15 protein-coding genes are annotated in these 13841 nt (G+C 61.7%); 6 read left to right on the forward strand and 9 right to left on the reverse strand.

All coding sequences use genetic code 11. The features are described from left to right. Positions 1–25 precede the first annotated feature (25 nt). Genes hisB through hisD form a run of 3 tightly spaced genes read right to left on the reverse strand, consistent with a single transcriptional unit; the run spans position 26 to position 3055 of the window. Positions 26–628, reverse strand: a complete 603-nt coding sequence (gene hisB / locus CACC_RS07815) for an imidazoleglycerol-phosphate dehydratase HisB (protein ID WP_005278532.1) — start codon at positions 626–628, stop codon at positions 26–28. Between the two features lie 3 nt (positions 629–631). Next, entirely contained in the window at positions 632–1744 is a 1113-nt protein-coding gene (locus CACC_RS07820; RefSeq protein WP_005278527.1) for a histidinol-phosphate transaminase, read from the reverse strand. Next, entirely contained in the window at positions 1745–3055 is a 1311-nt protein-coding gene (hisD, locus tag CACC_RS07825) for a histidinol dehydrogenase (RefSeq protein ID WP_005278524.1), read from the reverse strand. Positions 3056–3192: 137 nt separating this feature from the next. On the opposite strand from hisD, the gene CACC_RS07830 reads away from it, so the two are divergent. Continuing rightward, a complete protein-coding gene (locus tag CACC_RS07830; RefSeq protein ID WP_005278523.1) occupies positions 3193–4092 on the forward strand; it encodes a YbjN domain-containing protein in 900 nt (299 codons plus the stop codon). On the opposite strand, the gene CACC_RS07835 is transcribed toward CACC_RS07830, so the two are convergent. Together CACC_RS07835 and CACC_RS07840 are read right to left on the reverse strand one after the other, a co-directional pair. Further along, the gene (locus tag CACC_RS07835) at positions 4079–4618 is read right to left on the reverse strand and encodes a hypothetical protein (protein ID WP_050755823.1); all 540 of its coding nucleotides are present in this window, start codon (positions 4616–4618) and stop codon (positions 4079–4081) included. The two genes, CACC_RS07830 and CACC_RS07835, sit on opposite strands and share 14 nt — an antisense overlap. Position 4619: 1 nt before the next feature. Continuing rightward, a complete protein-coding gene (locus CACC_RS07840; RefSeq protein ID WP_244262143.1) occupies positions 4620–5387 on the reverse strand; it encodes a hypothetical protein in 768 nt (255 codons plus the stop codon). 161 nt (positions 5388–5548) lie between these two features. On the opposite strand from CACC_RS07840, the gene CACC_RS07845 reads away from it, so the two are divergent. The 4 genes from CACC_RS07845 to CACC_RS07860 all read left to right on the forward strand — a co-directional run bounded on the left by CACC_RS07845 (position 5549) and on the right by CACC_RS07860 (position 9247). Beyond that, a complete protein-coding gene (locus tag CACC_RS07845) occupies positions 5549–6082 on the forward strand; it encodes a TetR family transcriptional regulator (protein ID WP_005278517.1) in 534 nt (177 codons plus the stop codon). Between the two features lie 101 nt (positions 6083–6183). Next, the gene (locus CACC_RS07850; protein WP_035108436.1) at positions 6184–7548 is read left to right on the forward strand and encodes an exonuclease domain-containing protein; all 1365 of its coding nucleotides are present in this window, start codon (positions 6184–6186) and stop codon (positions 7546–7548) included. Between the two features lie 72 nt (positions 7549–7620). Then, positions 7621–8238: a hypothetical protein gene (locus tag CACC_RS07855; protein WP_005278513.1), complete on the forward strand. Its 618-nt coding sequence runs from the start codon at positions 7621–7623 to the stop codon at positions 8236–8238. Positions 8239–8248: 10 nt separating this feature from the next. After that, a complete protein-coding gene (locus CACC_RS07860) occupies positions 8249–9247 on the forward strand; it encodes a GTP pyrophosphokinase (protein WP_005278511.1) in 999 nt (332 codons plus the stop codon). Here the strand turns inward: CACC_RS07860 and CACC_RS07865 are convergent. Genes CACC_RS07865 through ilvA form a run of 4 tightly spaced genes read right to left on the reverse strand, consistent with a single transcriptional unit; the run spans position 9244 to position 11781 of the window. Continuing rightward, positions 9244–9633 (reverse strand): RNA-binding S4 domain-containing protein, encoded by a 390-nt coding sequence (locus CACC_RS07865; protein WP_035108435.1) that lies wholly within the window; start codon positions 9631–9633, stop codon positions 9244–9246. The two genes, CACC_RS07860 and CACC_RS07865, sit on opposite strands and share 4 nt — an antisense overlap. Further along, positions 9633–9872 carry a hypothetical protein gene (locus tag CACC_RS07870; RefSeq protein ID WP_005278507.1) on the reverse strand — a complete coding sequence of 80 codons (240 nt, stop codon included), beginning with the start codon at positions 9870–9872 and terminating at the stop codon, positions 9633–9635. Before CACC_RS07870 ends, CACC_RS07865 begins: the two co-directional genes overlap by 1 nt. Further along, entirely contained in the window at positions 9869–10513 is a 645-nt protein-coding gene (locus CACC_RS07875; RefSeq protein ID WP_005278502.1) for a YigZ family protein, read from the reverse strand. Before CACC_RS07875 ends, CACC_RS07870 begins: the two co-directional genes overlap by 4 nt. Continuing rightward, positions 10513–11781 (reverse strand): threonine ammonia-lyase IlvA, encoded by a 1269-nt coding sequence (ilvA, locus tag CACC_RS07880; protein ID WP_005278499.1) that lies wholly within the window; start codon positions 11779–11781, stop codon positions 10513–10515. Before ilvA ends, CACC_RS07875 begins: the two co-directional genes overlap by 1 nt. Positions 11782–11903: 122 nt before the next feature. Between ilvA and CACC_RS07885 the strand changes: the two genes are divergently transcribed. Beyond that, positions 11904–13793: a choice-of-anchor I family protein gene (locus CACC_RS07885; RefSeq protein WP_005278496.1), complete on the forward strand. Its 1890-nt coding sequence runs from the start codon at positions 11904–11906 to the stop codon at positions 13791–13793. Positions 13794–13841 lie beyond the last annotated feature (48 nt).

Genomic DNA, 13841 nt, shown 5'->3' on the forward strand with positions numbered 1-13841 from the left:
GGATGAGGATCATAAACTGCACGGGCTACAGGGCTCCCTTCGTCGAAGGAATGCCGGACTGGCACGGATCGTGGTCCACGGCAGCGCGCAGCGCGCGGGCTACCGCCTTGTATTCCGCCTCGGTCACGTGGTGCGGATCGCGGCCGTAGCGCACGTTGACGTGCAGGGTAATGGCTGCGTGCATGGCCAAGGATTCGAAGAAGTGGCGGTTAATCACCGTGGCATAGTGCCCGCCGATGACCTGCCACTCCAAGTGCTCCGGCTCGCCATTCATCACGAAGTAGGCGCGGCCCGAAAAGTCCACGACCGCCTCTACCAGTGCTTCATCCATGGGCAGCAATTGGGAGCCGAAGCGGCGGATCCCGGCCTTATCCCCCACTGCTTCACGCAGGGCCTGGCCCAATACGATGGCGGTATCTTCCACGGTGTGGTGGGCGTCTACCTCCACGTCACCGGTGGCCTTAACCTGCAGGTCAAAGAGCCCGTGTGTGGCAAATGCGGTAAGCATATGGTCAAAGAACGGCAGTCCAGTGGAAATGTCGCTTTTCCCAGTGCCGTCAAGGTCGATGGAAACGGTGATGTCCGATTCCGATGTTGCTCTTTGGGCACGCCCCACACGGTTTGTCATAAATCACTCCTTTGAAGTATCCGCTCCTACTGTAGTCGCTAGCTTTTCCGCTGCAGCCAGAAAGGCTGCATTTTCTTCTGGCAGGCCGATGGTCACGCGCAAGTACCCGTCGATCCCTACATCGCGGATGAGCACCTCTTCTTCCAAGAACTGCTCCCACACGCGGTGTTGATCCGCAAAATTGCCAAAGAAAAGGAAATTCGATTCGCTCGGCATGACGGTATAGCCCATCTCGCACAGGCGCCCGGCCACCATGTCGCGTTCGGCGGCGATGGTCTCCACGGTGGCGAGGGTATCTGCGCTGTGGCGCAGGGCCACGGTGGCCGCGGCCTGGGATAAGACGGAGAGGTGATACGGCAGGCGCACCAGCATGATGGCCTCCACGAAGGCCGGGTCCGCCACGAAGTAACCGAGCCGCCCGCCGGCAAAGTCGAAGGCCTTCGACATCGTGCGGGAGACCACGAGCTTGGTGGGGTATTTTTCCAACAAGCTCGTCGCGGACGGCGAGTCAGAAAACTCTGCGTAGGCTTCGTCGACGATGACGATGCCGGGAGCGGCATCGATAAGCGCGGCGATATCCTCCAGGCTGGTTACCCCACCGGTGGGGTTATTCGGAGTGGTGACAAAAACGACGTCGGGCTGGTGCTCGGCCACCGCTGCCAGGGCGCGGTCCATATCGATGGCGAAGTTCTCATCGCGCGGGCACTCGATAAACCGGGTGTGGGTACCGGCAGACAGGATCGGGTGCATGGAATACGACGGCGTAAATCCCAGCACGCTGCGCCCAGGCCCGCCGAAGGCCTGCAACAGCTGCTGCAGGATCTCATTGGAGCCGTTGGCGGCCCAGACCTGCTCGTAGGTGACATCCACGCCGGTTTGCTGCGAAACGTAGCGGGCTAGCTCGGTGCGCAGTTCGACCGCATCGCGCTCTGGGTAGCGGTTGAGCGAGCTGGCGCAGCGGCGGACCTCGTCAACGAGGGCATCGACAAGCGCGGGCGAAGGCGGGAAAGGATTTTCGTTGGTATTGAGCTGGTAGGCCACCCGCAGCTGCGGGGCGCCATAGGCGGTCTCGCCGCGCAATTCCTCGCGCAGCGGTAGGTCATGTAGCTGGGCCATTTATTTCTCCTCGAATCGGGCGCGGATGGCCTCCCCGTGGGCGGGAAGGCGCTCGGCATTGGCAAAGGCGATGACGTTGGGGGCGATTTCTTCCAGGGCGCCGCGGTCATAATCGATGACGTTGACCGGCCGGAGGAAGGTGTGGGTGGAAAGCCCCGCGGAAAACCGCGCCGTGCCCGAGGTGGGCAGCACGTGGTTGGAACCGGCCGAATAGTCCCCCAAGGGCACCGGGGAATACGCGCCGACGAAAATGGCTCCGGCGTGGTTGATGCGCTCTGCCACGGCGCGCGCATCCGCGGTGTGGATTTCTAGGTGCTCGGCGGCATACGCATTCGCCACGGCGATGCCCGCCTCCAGAGAATCCACCAGGACGATGCCGGATTGCTCGCCGGTTAAGGCCTCGGCGGCGCGGGCGGAGTTCTCCGTTGCCGTATAGCGGCGCTCGACCTCCTGCTGCACCTGCTGGGCCACGCTTTCCGATGCCGTAATCAGCACGCTAGCCGCCATCGGATCATGCTCTGCCTGGGAGATGAGATCGTAGGCCACGTAGACGGGGTTCGCGGTCTCATCCGCCAAGATGGCGATTTCGGTCGGGCCGGCCTCCGCGTCGGTGCCTACCACCCCGCGCACCGCCCTTTTGGCCGCGGCGACAAAGATATTGCCCGGCCCGGTAATCATGTCCACGGGCTCTACGTCTTCGTCCGCATCGCCGTAGGCCAAAAGAGCTACCGCCTGGCCCCCGCCGACGGCCCATACTTCCTCCACGCCCAGCATGTGGCACGTGGCCAAGACCGTGGGGTGCGGCAGGCCGCCGTCCTCCTTTTGCGGTGGGGAGGCAACCACCAGGCTGGAGGCACCGGCCTCTTGCGCGGGCACGGTATTCATGATGACAGAGGACGGGTAGACCGCCTTGCCGCCGGGAACATAGAGGCCAACGCGCTCGATGGGGCGGAATACCTCGGTCACGGTGGCGCCGGGGGCCAGCTGCGTGGTGTGCGACTCCGGCTTTTGGTCCGCATGCACGCGGCGCACCCGCTCGATGGAGGCCTCGATGGCCGCGCGCACCAGGGGATCAAGCTCGTCGGCGGCCCGCTGCAGTTCCGCCTCAGGCACGCGCAGGGACGGCGGGCGCACTCCATCGAATTGCTCCCCATAATCCAGCGCCGCCTGGGCGCCCTCATCGCGCACCTTATTGACCATCGGCACGACGGTCCCCATGACGGAATTCACATCGGTGCCGCCGCGCGGAAGGACGCGGCGCAGCGTAGCGGGGCGGAGCTGTTGACCGCGGAGATCGATGGTTCGAAGCATTCCTGGCTCACTTTCTGGTTGATCACCGTGGGCTATATCTGTAGACAAACCAATATACTATCGCCCAAAGCGCCGCGGGAACACCCTCTTGGGCGATAGACTCAAAGCAAATTCCAGCGAGGGCGAGTGTGCGGTGCATGATGATCGAATTTGAATCCACCAGTCTTGAGCGGCACCTGCGCGCCATCGTCCGCGAGAATGACTTTTCCTATTGGGCCTTGCCCACTGGAGAACTCGTCATCTCCCATGGGCAGGAGGGATCCACCCTGGTGTCTGTGTCGCAGGCCGACGGTGTGGTAATCCACCTGCACACCGCTCCGCGCGGTGCGGTTGCGCTGGGCGATGCCGCCGAGCTGTCCCGCTTCATCACCACCTGGAATGCCGATTGCCTCTACCCCACCGCCCTGCTGGACTATGACGAGGCGGGCTCGCTGGTGCTGTGCGGGCAGAGCCACTTCACCACCGGGACGGCACCAACCCACGATCAATTGGCCGCGTTTGTGCCCGCCGCGCTCCGCGGCGCAGAGGTGCTCATGAGCGTGGCGACGCGCGAATTTCCAGCCCTTGCCCAAGAACCAGAGCTGTTGCTAGTTCAAGACGATGCCGCTTCCCCGCCCGCAGTCACCCTGGATTTCCTCGCCGCCACTCTGCCGCAGATAGGGATCGACAGCTTCCATAGCGATGGTGAAATCTGCCTATTTGCCCTCGTCAATTCCATCGCCTGCACCTTCACCCTCGACTCTGGGCCAAGCCTCATCATTACCGGCCGGTGGGCTCTCAATGCGGATGAGCACGAGTTCACCCGTTTGTTTTTGATCTGCAATGACTGGAACTTGATAAGCCACAGCGCCACGGCCTACTGCCGCGCCAACGACGACGGCCTCCACGTCCACGTCGATGTGCCGACGATTATTGGGGCGGGGCTAAGCCAAGACCAGTTGCAGCGGGTTTTAAGCCAGAGCCTCGATGCGATCTTGCACGCAATCGATGAAATCGCGCGGGAATTTTGCGGCAGCTCCCCGGTTAAGTGGGCGTAACTTCCCGTTGCGGCTCATCCGCAGCCTCTCGCCCCACAACTTCCCAGTCCGCGTCGGAGCTAATAAACGCGGTGCACCAGTAGGAAAACATGGCCAAAAATGGCGCTACCGCCCAGGCCACGGCGGGAGAAAAGTTCGGCGCAAACTCCACGACATCGCCTGGGTTCTCCGGCGGGTGCGTCGCGGTGATGCCGCCAAAGACGTAGAAGGACACGGCACCGGCGAAGGCGCATGCCCCCACCCACAGCAACATCGCGAGACCGCGCCCGCGGCGCTGGACAAATGCGGCTAGCCCCAAGCACAGCCCCAAGAAACCCGTAACGAGCGCAAAGGTCATAAAAGCGACGAATTGCGCGTTGCCCACCGCTTCAATGGCATAACCGCCACCTTCGACAGCGCGGCCGGTCATCGTGGGGCGCATAAAACCCCAGAGCGCGCCGCAGATGCCGAAAACGAGCAGGGAACACGCGAGGAGCCCCGCACCAACACCGAGAGTGCGGGGCAAGCGAGCTTGGCGGGAAGACACTTTAGTTACAGAAGGTCCAGTTGCCGTCCTCGCGGCGGAAACGAACGGTGGAGGTATCGGTACCTTCCGAGTTTGACACGCTCACGGTGGCGGAGGCGTCATCGCCGTTGACCACAACGTCATTGACCGATTCCAGCTTGGTGGAGGTAGGAATGGCCTCTAGCTGGTTGGCAAATTCGTTGATCTGGGGATTGCCCTGGCCTTGCTGGCGCATGGAGTTTGCGTATTCGGAAAAGGACTGGTTGGGCAGGCTGTCAACGTAGTTGAGGTACTGCTGGAAATCCCCGGACTCGCCTTCGCGCACGGCCCTGCAGGCGTGGGCTGGCATGTAGCCAAAGTATTCCTTGACGTTGTCAATCTCATGCTGCCCGCGAACCAGCTGCTCAATGGCCTGCTTATCGCCATCGTTGGCTTCTTGTCCGCCTTCGATGGGCTTGATGTCCTGGGCGTTGGCGAAGGGATCGTCCCCGTTGTGCATGGGGTTCGTATTAGCGCCCTCATTGCCGCCTTCTTCGCCCTTGTCCTTAGGGTCCTCGGCGGCCTTCTTCTTATCCTTTTCTTCCTTTTCCTTCTTATCCTCGTCGGCGTCTTTGTCCTCAGACTTCTTCGCCGATTCCTTTGCGGAGGTCTCAGTAGACGAGGAGGCGGACGAAGACGACGCGGTCTTCGTCGAATCGTCCTCGTCATCTGAGCTGCATGCAGCTAAGGCAAGCGGGGCAACCATAGCGACCGCAAAAAGGGACTTCTTAGCAGGGGTCAAAAAGGACAAGGGAGAGCTCCTGAATCAATCTTTCGAATGCGAAGCCGCCTCACGACGGGTTCTTATGTCCCCGCAATCCTAACAATGCAAGTTTGCAAGGGACATTATTGCAGTCTGAAAAGTACCTGTGAGCTATTCCTTAGCGCGGCGAAACACGTACAATTTCCACTGTGCAACTACATCGCGAGGCCATCATCGACGCCGCCACGACCCTATTGAATACGTATGGGCTTGCCGATGTCACCATGCGCCGCGTCGCCTCCTCCCTCGGCGTTGCCCCGGGGGCGCTGTATTGGCACATCGCCAATAAGCAGGCGCTCATCGCCGCTCTTGCTGAAGATATTATCGCCCCCGTCGCCGGTTCCACGCTGGAAGAAATTAGCCTGCACCTGCGCGAATTGCTCCTGGCCCGGCGCGATGGCGCGGAGGTAGCCATTGCCGGACTCTCGCAGCCGGATTCCGCGGCGTGGGATCACCTCGTCGCGCAGTTTAGCTCCGCCACCTGCCCCGATTTCGATCATTCCGCCCGCAAGGCCGCTGCCCTTTCCGCCGTGCACCTCGTCTTGGGCGCCACGCTGCTCGAGCAATCCCAGCGCCAGCTGTTAGAAACCACCGGCGGGACTACCCCGGCGGACTACCGCGCCGATTTGGTGCGTGGCGTGCGGATTATCAATGCCGGATTGCAGCACAGCGAAGCGGATTAAAACGCTTCACCCCCTCGGCGGATTTCTGCTAAGCACAAGCGAGTACGATCTCTGTGCAGCACCTCCCCTTAGATTCTCACCCCAGAAGAAAGGCCATTTTCGTGTCGTATCCCGCGCATGGCGTATTCATCGATGTCACTGCGGAAAAAGTCGTGCTTCACCGCAGCCTGCTCTCCCGCAGCTTAGGCGCGCCTGCCACCGCAGAAATCGCGCTCGATACCATCGATGACCTGCGCGCCCACGAACCCACCGCCACCGGTTTTGGTTCCTTGTCCTTAGGCAGCGCCGGCAGCATTGCCTTCGCGCCGCACCAAGATCCCCACAGCGTGGCGCGCGCCATTAAGGCGGCGCAGCAGGGCGACGCACCCGCGGAAGCCGCAGCCCCATCCTCTAGCGAAGAATCCTCCGTGGGCAACCCGGGGCTTGATTTCGTCGCGGTTGATGTAGAGACCGCCAATGATAATTGGGGGTCCATCTGCCAGATCGGTGCCGTGCGTTACCGCGATGGCGGGGAAACCGCGTCCCAGTCGTGGCTGTGCACCCCTCCCCCAGGCTTGGAGCACTTTGCCGAAATCAATATCTCCATCCACGGGATTACCGCAGCCGATGTCGAAGGTGCCATGCCCTTTGCCACAGCGGCCGCAGAGCTCTTTGATTTCATCGGCAGCGATGTCATCGTCGCGCACAATGTCCAGTTCGATTCTTCCGCGCTGCGCTCCGGATTGCTGGCCGCCGGCGCCGATGTCCCCACCGTCCCGCTGGCCTGCTCGCTCGCTTTGTCTCGCGATGCCTCAAGGCAAGGTGTTATCTCGGTGGCCAACCACAAGCTTCCTACCGTCGTGAAGCACCTCGGCGGCGCCTCTTTTACCCACCACGATGCCACCGAGGACGCCCGCGCCGCCGGCACCATCATCACCGGGCTAGCCCAGCGCTTCGGGCATACCGGAAGCATCACCGATCTCTTTACCACCCGCGAGTTTAGCCTCGGCCGGCTCGAATCCTCGGCCATCCTGCCGGTTCTGCGCGCGCATACCGCGCCCACCTCCGGCGACGATCTGGGCGCCGGCACCGATTTCCGCGATTCCACCCGTTCCGCCGGAACCAACAAGAAGCCCGCGTCTTCCGGCCGGGCGCCGTGGCAGGCCGTTGCCACCCCAGATACCATTCCAGATCCCAACCTCGACGCCGATCCTCAAGGCGCACTCTACGGCCAACACGTCACCCTGACCGGGGATTTCGAGCCGTACGATAAGGGGCTGCTGTGGCAGGGCATCGCCAAGCGCGGAGGGCAAGTGGGCAAAAACGTCACCAAGAAGACCACGCTGCTTGTCGTCGGCGAATGGGCAAAGAAGACCTCCAAGGAAAAGCGCGCCGAAGAGCTGCAGGAAAAGGGCCAGGACATCACCATGTGGTCCGGTGCCCAGCTCTTTTCTGAGCTGGAGCTCGACGCCGAGCCGCCTTTTTAAACCCACAGGGAACCACCCGGCTATTTCTCCAGTCCAATAAGGGCGGATACTCACGACCCTGGAGAAATCGCCATGACCCTTACGCTCGACGCTCCCCGCCCCACCACCGCTAATTTGCTGCCGGCGCTCTTCGCGCGATCGTGGATTAAGCACCAGCGGCTTTCCGATGACGGCTTTTGCGACTCCCTCGCCACCATCCAGCTCTCCCCCAACCTGTCGATGGCGCTAGTCTTTCCCGGGCAGCGCACCTTTCGCCGGCTCAGCCACCGCGGCCTCGCGGACCTGGATGTCTCGACCCGTCAGGCGTGGAATTGTGCCTCGCTGAACCTGCAGCGCGCCGCGCTCGACTCGCAGGGCCTGCGTTTTTGGACGCGCCCAGCTCGCTGCGCCCTGCCTGCCGCAACGCCTTATGGCGGCCTACAGGTCCGCTCCCACGGTGCCCCGATTTCCTCTTGGTTGGCTCACCCGGAAACCTTTACCGTGCTGGATAAACACATGCGCCGCCTCATGCGCTCGCATTCTTTGACCTACCTGGTGCCGGATTCCGCGACGGTTTTTGTCTTCGCCCACTTACCCGATGAATATGCTCGCGACCTCGCCCGCGCCGCCGCCGAACAACTTCCAAGCCATCGCACCGTTTTACATTCGCGCCCGCTAGTATGGTCTAACGGATTTCCCCGCGAATTATGAGAGGAGCACCATGGCGGAAAGCAGGATGTCGCGGCTGAGCAATCAGTACCACGCCTGGACCCGCAGCCACCCCACGGCGGCGGAGGATTTTCGCACCGCCATCGAGGACCTGCTCAATGACGCCGGCATCATCTTTGACCGGGTATCGACGCGCGTCAAGGCCTGGTCTTCACTCAAGCGCAAGGCCAAGAAGCGGGGCGAGGGCGGCGATTTCATCTACCCCACCCCGTGGGACGATATCCACGATGTCATGGGCGTGCGCGTCACCTTGTACCACTCCACCACCATTCCCAATGCGCTAGACGTGCTGGGTGAATCTTTCAAGGTCGTGCGCTCTGTGGATAAGGCGGCCGAGACCCGCATTTCCGGTGGCTTTGGCTACGGTTCCCACCACCTGGTGCTCACCGTGACGGATGATAGCGCGGCGGCCATGGAGGAGCTCGCCGATTTTGTGGGTTGGACCTTTGAGGTGCAAATCCGCACCGTGCTGCAGCACGCGTGGGCGGAATTCGAGCACGATATCCGCTATAAGCAGGGCCCTACCCCGCCCTCGCCCGAGGTCGACCGCCTATTTACGCTGGCCGCCGGCCTCATCGAACTTGCCGATCAGCAATTCGATGAAATCGCCGCGCTCAAGGCCCCGCGCACGGAGGCGGACACGAATGTGGAGCTTACTCCGGAAACCCTGCCTGGCGTCCTGGCCATCATTTTGGGCAATCGCTTCCCGCTTTCGCGTTCGGAGCACTACCGCTTCCTCGCGGAAATCTTGGAGGAAAACGATATCCGGTCCTTGGACCAGCTGGAGCAGCTGCTTGACGATGACGCCATTGCCCACGTCCACGACACCATGCGCTATCGCTTTCGGCCCGGCCAAGTGCGCCTTATCGATGACCTGCTGCTCAATAAGTTTGGCAAGCAGCACATCGAGGCCACCGCTGAATCCGGCGACCGCGCCGGCCGCCGACGCCGCCTGAACGCGCGATTAAAGGCGTTGCGCGCTAACTCTTAGCGGAATCCGCCGCGAAACTTTTCCATATCGCGGCGTTCCTTCTTCGTCGGCCGACCCGCGCCGCGGGGGCGCACCGGCACGGACGGCATAAACTCCTTGGGCGGTGGTGGAGGCGCGTGATCGGTATAGCAGGTACGGGCCACCGGCGCGCCCACGCGCTTGGCGACGGTAGCCAGTACCTCCAAATCGTGCTCGTGGTGGTTGCGCCATACGCGCACCCTATCGCCTGGCACGACTTGTTGCGCGGGTTTGACCGCTTCACCGTTGATTTTCACGTGTCCAGCGCGCACCGCGGTGGCCGCGACGGATCGGGTTTTGAACATGCGCACCGCCCATACCCAAGCATCAATGCGGACGGGACGGCCGCTTGGCTGCGGGGTAGGCATTAATAATTATTGTGGTTCTCGTTGACGATTTTGCGAATCTTCAACCAGTTATATCCGCCACCCACCACGGCGATGATAAGGCCCAAAACCATCCAAGCGGCCAAATTAGCAGAAAGCACACCTAAAACAACTCCTGCGCCGAGGCCACCGGCAACGGAAATAACGGCGTTGCGGGAGTGCTTGCGCACCTGCTGCTTGCGCTGCGCAATGGGGTTATTCGGTCGCTGCTGCATAGTCATGACCCAGATCCTACCTCAACCCAGGCAGAGCCTGCTTCGCGCGCGCTGATTTCGCCTTGGGAAAGCGCGGCGAGCATCGCCTGGAGCTCATCGAGCCCACCCGGGCGCACGGCGACGGTAAAGGTTACGGCTGCACCGTACTCGGTATCGGTGATATCGATGCCGCGCCCGCGCAAATCCGCCTCGAGGCGCCCGGCCGTGGCGTGCGGGCATTCCACGGTATAAAGCTCCCGGCGCGCCCGGGTGACCGCCTCGACCTTTTCCATGGTCTCGCTGACCGCCCCGCCATAGGCATGCACAAGCCCGCCCGCACCCAGCTTGATGCCACCGAAGTAGCGCACGACCACCGCGCAAATATCGAGCATTCCAGAGCCGTTCACCACATCCAACATCGGCTTTCCAGCGGTCCCGGAAGGCTCGCCATCATCGGAGGAACGCTCCACTGGGTTCGCGTCGTCGACGTGGTAGACATAGGCGGAGCAATGGTGGCGGGCATCGGGAAAGCGCTGGCGGGCGGCATCGATAAACGCCCGTGCTTCTTCCTCATTCGTCACCCGGCCGATCAGGGTGATAAACCGCGAGCGTTTGATCTCAATTTCGTGTTCCACCTGGCCGGTGGGGCGCCGATACATATCGCGCATTAGGCCACCAGGAAATCGTACTCGGGGGTATTCGGCTGCAGGTGCTGCACCGAGATCTTGGACTCGGCCATCCGCTCCTTCAGCCCCGCCAGGTCCTCGGCGCGGCTGAGCTGTATGCCCACCAGCGCGGCACCGGTCTCGCGGTTATTGCGCTTGAGGTACTCGAATAGAGTGATGTCATCGCTGGGACCCAGGATTTCAGACAGGAAGTGGCGCAGCTGGCCCGGTTCCTGCGGAAAATTGACCAAGAAATAGTGCTTGAGGCCGCGGTGCACTAGGGAGCGCTCCATGATTTCGGCGTAGCGCAACACGTCATTATTTCCCCCAGAAATCACGCAGACCACCGTCGAACCCGGCTCCAGCGGCACACGCTGCAGCCCAGCCACGGACAGCGCACCGGCGGGCTCGGCGATAATGCCCTCATTCTGGTACAGGTTGAGCAGGTCCGTGCACACCGCCCCCTCAGAGACCGTGTCCCAGTGCAGGCGCGATTGGTTGGCCTCCAAAATCTCATACGGCAGCGCGCCCAGGCGCTTGACCGCCGCGCCATCGACGAACGGATCCACGCTCTCAAGCGCCACCGGCCCGCCGTTGCGGAAGGCGGCTCTTAGCGATGCCGCCCCTTCCGGCTCCACCCCCACCACCTTCGCGTGCGGTGCCATATCCGCCATATAGGAAGTAATGCCAGAAATCAGCCCGCCGCCGCCGACGGGAACGACGATGGTATCGACCGAGGCGCCCTTTGCCGAAAGCTGCGCCAAGACCTCCGCGGCCACGGTGCCCTGGCCGATGATGGTATCGCGGGCATCGAAGGGCTCGATGAAGGTGGCGTGGCGCTCGGCGGCATCGGCATGCGCGGCGGCCGCGGCCTCGTCAAAGTTGGCCCCCACGACGATAAGCTCCACCTGCTCACCGCCGTGTACGTGGATGCGGTCGCGCTTTTGCATGGGCGTGGGCTCCGGGACGAAAATCTTGCCCGGAATCCCCATGGTGCGGCACGCATAGGCCACGCCCTGGGCATGGTTGCCTGCCGATGCCGTCACGATGCCCCGCTCCCGCTCCTCCTGCGACAGGCTGGAGATGCTATTGAGCGCGCCGCGTATCTTATACGAGCGCACGTCCTGGAGATCCTCGCGCTTTAAATAGACCTCACAGCCCGTTTCCGCAGAAAGCCGGGGGCAATACTGCAGCGGCGTCGGCGCGATTTCAGAGCTGATGCGTGCCTGTGCCTGCTGGATATCGGATGCGTGGATGGTCGATTCAGTCATGATTGCAGAGTCTACTCGCCCTACCTAGTGTTCGACCGATTCACCTAGATTTCATTCCGGTGTAGCGCGCCTGTTACGTGGGCCCGAGACAATGGAGTGCTCAACAAGAAAGGACTCTCTCTATGTTTAAGCGCACCTCCATCGGCGTGGCTGCCTGCCTTGCGCTCAGCTGCGCCCCGGCCGCCAACGCGCATATCGTCGATAATGTTTTGGAACGCTCCGCCGACGATGCTGCGGTAAAGCTCAGCCCCATTGGCTCCTATGAAGCTGGGGTCATGGGCAAATCAGCAGCGGAAATCGTGGCCTACCACGCCGCCTCCCAGCGCATTCTCACGGTGAACGCGCAATCGGGCAAGGTGGATATCCTGGATGCTTCCGATCCCGCCAACCCCACCAAGGTTGCCGAGGTCTCCGCCGGCGGCGATAAGGAAATCAACTCCGTAGCCGTGCGCCCCGATGGCCTCGCCATCGCCGCCGTGCAGCAGGCTGACAAGACCGAAAACGGCGAAGCCTTGATTTTCGATACCGCCTCCGGCGATGAGCTCGGCCGCGTCCCGCTCGGCGCGCTGCCAGATAACGTGCACATCACTAAAGACGGCGCCTATGCCTTGACCGCGAATGAGGGCGAGCCCTCCGATGAGCTCACCGCCGACGGCACCGAATACGCAAAAGACCCAGAAGGCACCGTATCCGTGATTTCCCTGCCTGATGGTGTCGCGGCGCCCTCTGTTGCCGATGTTCGCACCGCCGATTTCCGCGCTTTCGACGGCCCTGATGCAGAACTTGACCCGTCCATTCGCGTCTTCGGCCCAGAAAACCACCACAACAAACCTTCGCTCGACTTCGAGCCGGAGTATATTTCCTCCGCCGATGGCAAGGCCTATGTCACCTTGCAAGAAAACAACGCCATCGGCGTGGTCGATATCGCCTCCGCCACCGTAGAAAAGGTGCTGCCCGCCCACATCGCGGATCACTCCGTTGTCCCCCTCGATCCCTCCAATAAGGACGGCGAGGCAAAGCTGCGCACGATCCCTGTGCATGGCCTGTCCATGCCGGATTCGATCGGTGCCTTCCAGACCAACGGCCAGACCTACTTCGCAACCGCCAATGAGGGCGATGCCCGCGACTGGGGCGGTTACACCGATGAGGTCAAACTGAAAGAGCTCGTTGAAGAGGGCCAGGTTTGTGATTCCGTCGACCTTCCAGAAGGCATCGAGGATAAGAAATACGCCGGTAACCTCAAGTTAAGCAATGCCTCTGGGTGGAATGAGGAAAAGGGCTGCTTCGATGGCCTGTATTCCTTCGGGTCCCGCTCCTTTAGCATTTACGATGCCGAGGGCAACGTCGCCTTCGATTCCGGTTCCGACTTCGAGGACATCACCAAGGACATCGAGGGACTTAACTTCAATGCCGATAATGAAGACCCCGACTTTGACGATCGCTCCAATAATAAAGGCCCCGAACCGGAAGCCCTGACGATTGGATCAGTTGGCGATCGTACCTATGCCTTCATCGGCATGGAGCGTGTGGGCGGCATCTTTGTCTATGACGTCACCGACCCCGCTCAAGCCGAGTTCGTCACCTACACCAATAACCGCGATTTCACCGTGGACTACGACGAAGACAATGTCGCCGCCACCAGCTTGGCCGGCGACTTGGGCCCAGAGGGATTGGCGTTCATTAGCAAAGAAGACTCGCCTACTGCCGATGCCCTCCTTATCGCCGGCAACGAGGTATCCGGCACCACCACGGTCTTCTCCGTCGCCGATCTCGTGGGCGGCTCCCAGGCTGAAGGCGACGACGCCGACTCCGATGAAAATGGCGACAATACTCCCGGGGCGTCGCTGCCTGATGACGGTTCTGGCAGCAGCTTCATCGGGAAAGGTATCGGGATTATCGCCGGTGTCATTGCCCTCGGCGCCATGTTGAGCGGGGTGTTGCACTTCATGCCGCAGGTGGCGGATCAATTTTATAAGATGCTTCCTGAACCCATCCGGCAATTACTTCCATAGATTTTTAGCCTTAAAGCTGCTACGTTTTAACAAGCTAAAATCTGAACT

The organism is Corynebacterium accolens (assembly GCF_023520795.1).
Classification (GTDB): Bacteria; Actinomycetota; Actinomycetes; order Mycobacteriales; family Mycobacteriaceae; genus Corynebacterium; species Corynebacterium accolens.